Source organism: Methanospirillum sp. (assembly GCF_028679455.1).
Classification (GTDB): Archaea; Halobacteriota; Methanomicrobia; order Methanomicrobiales; family Methanospirillaceae; genus Methanospirillum.
Genome location: NZ_JAJRBM010000127.1, coordinates 1 through 2,520, shown reverse-complemented (window position 1 = coordinate 2,520; position 2,520 = coordinate 1). Strand labels below are relative to the sequence as shown.

The 2,520-nt window shown below is 40.8% G+C and carries 2 protein-coding genes; both read right to left on the bottom strand.

All coding sequences use genetic code 11. The annotated features are described in order from the left end of the window. A partial coding sequence (locus LUQ50_RS04355; RefSeq protein ID WP_300036727.1) for an MMPL family transporter occupies positions 1-1,613 on the bottom strand: 1,613 nt, incomplete at its 3' end. Positions 1,614-1,627: 14 nt separating this feature from the next. Next, positions 1,628-2,520: COG1361 S-layer family protein (locus LUQ50_RS04350; protein WP_367278955.1), on the bottom strand; the 893-nt coding region annotated here is incomplete at its 5' end.

The window sequence follows — 2,520 nt, the reverse complement described above, 5'->3', positions numbered from 1 at the left end:
TTCTTGAGATCGCTCTTTGTTTTTGTCTCTATCTTAACAGTGTTAAATTCAAATAACGCTTCATTATTTCCTCGTAAGTATGTCTCCTTGATATTTTCAGGAATTTTTCCCAGAACCTGATCCAGTTCACTTTGAGTTTTTGGCAGGACCCCGTTATTGTATGCCTGGAGATAGTCTAGTATACTTGAGGAACGGGTGATTTTGGTTTTTGTTTTCAGTTCAAAATCTATAAACTCCTGCATCCATTCCAATGCCTTTATGGTCACAACATCTGATCCACGGATCATAATAGGTACTGAATCGGTTGAACCAATGGTGCGTGTCACTTTATCAAGTGTAGCTTTTGCAGGCATATCTGGTGGAACAAATGCTTTTTCATTGGTGTCCACCGGAATCATGGGATCTAACTGCAATCCTATAATTGCGAATAGCAGAGTTATGAGCAGAATGGGCACTGACCGTTTTGCTATAAATACTGCCATATTTGAGAGTGATGTATCAACGACCGTGGCAAATTTCGATGCACCATGACCTTTTGGTTTGTAATTTATCAGCGTTGCAATCAGAGGTATGCCAATTAATGAAGTAATATAACAGGTGATCACCCCGATGATGCTGACCAGTCCAAATCCCTGCATCATGGGGACCGGGGAGAGAAACATCGCAATAAATCCCATGCAGGTAGCTAACATGGCATATAATACAGCAGGTCCGGTTTTTGTCACAGTAGTTTTAATTGCGTCAGGAAGGGGATGATCTCTTGCTTCTTCTTCTAGACGCGAGTGAAATTGAATCGCGTAATCAATTCCTAATCCGATAATTACAGGGAACGCTGATATCACAGCCATACTGATTTGCATACCAGCCAAACCAACAAACCCAAATGTAAAAATTAAACCGAATGCAACAATCACAACAGGTAAGAATCGATGGTTTACATATCCAAAGAGGAGTCCCAATACAATGACCATGAGTACCATGGCTGCCGAAATAAGAACACCAAGTGATTTGCCCATCTCGACCTCCATCTCTTGCTTAAATGCTGCAGTACCGGTAATTGTTATGGAAACTCCAGGGGGAAGATCAGTACTATCAATAAAATTCTGAAGGTTTTTTAATGCAGTTTTTCGTTTATCGAGTGATAACCCTGACTCCAGGTTTACAGGAACCATCGTTAGCATCCCGGTTGGTGCATATGATTTAATGGCTGACTCAGGAACCTTCTCAAGTACTATATTCATCTCTCCGGATGAGGTAGGAATCATCTGATTATTCAGAGATTTAACAATATCCACAATACTGGATACAGATGATATGTACTGAAGATTTGAGATCGGTTTCTCTATCGTGTCGATATACTTCAAAAGAGACGGGCTTGTAGAATCTCCAGATTCAATTAGAATAATTAATGAATCTTTTTTAAATGTATCTGAATAATGGTTATCAAGAATTCCCTCGGTAGAAGTAGGTTGTAGATAGTTCTCATTTCCTGTTGACATCGAGACCATGGTCATCCCAAAGAGCGAGATGGCCATAAGCACCAGAATAATTTTTGAGAGTGCTCCTGGCTTCGCCAGTATGAGATCTGCAAGATGAGAAAAAAGTGAAGGCATTATTTCTGCCTCACTTACTTTAATTTTCCTTGCTGTTGTTTTTCACGGATAGAATACGCTCCACCCAGAATGAGGATCAGTAAAACTCCTATTACAACCGGGTTTGACAAGAGTGCTAGAGGACCTTCAAGTTTAACAACATCAATTGGAACTTTTACCGTGTCAGATACATGACTGTCATCAAGTGAGTCTCGATACTTCACTTCCGAATCAAGTCCATACACCTTGGTATCTGCATTGCTACTTAATGTCAGACCAAACCGTGCTTTAGCGCTTTCTCCAGGCTTTAAATCACCAAGGTACGCAAGATCATCACTACTGGAAAAGGGATCAACAGCACTGATTCGAGCTTCTGCACTATACACGGTGACAGATCCATCGTTTTTATACGTGACTTCTACTGGGTTTTTATTGCCCGGATTGATTTTTGGAGCAGCACTGGTAATTGTAAAGTGAACTTTAGATCCTACAAGAACTCCCACTCTCTTAAACGGTGAAAGCAGGGTTTTTCCATCGGTGTTGTCATACACAACTCCTACCATAATGGGGTATTCCTGTGGATGGGCATCTTCAGATACACTTACCTTATACGTCACTGTTGCTGTGCTTCCCGGAGCAAAATTTCCAATATACACGCCATTTGATACCGGTACTATGGGAGATTCCATACTTCCATTCAGGTATGCTATTGCATTCTTACCTGGATCTTTCCCTGTGTTTTTCAGAGTGAGAGTGATATTGCCAGATCCCCCTGCATTGATGTTGTCAGTCTTTACGTCAGATACTTCGAGATTAATTGCAGATTGAACGATAAATGGCAGACTGGACTCAAGTTTTTTGTTCAGGTAGCGGTATGAGATAGTGTCAGTTCCATCCTGATCAGCACTGTTTAAATAAGTATAATCCA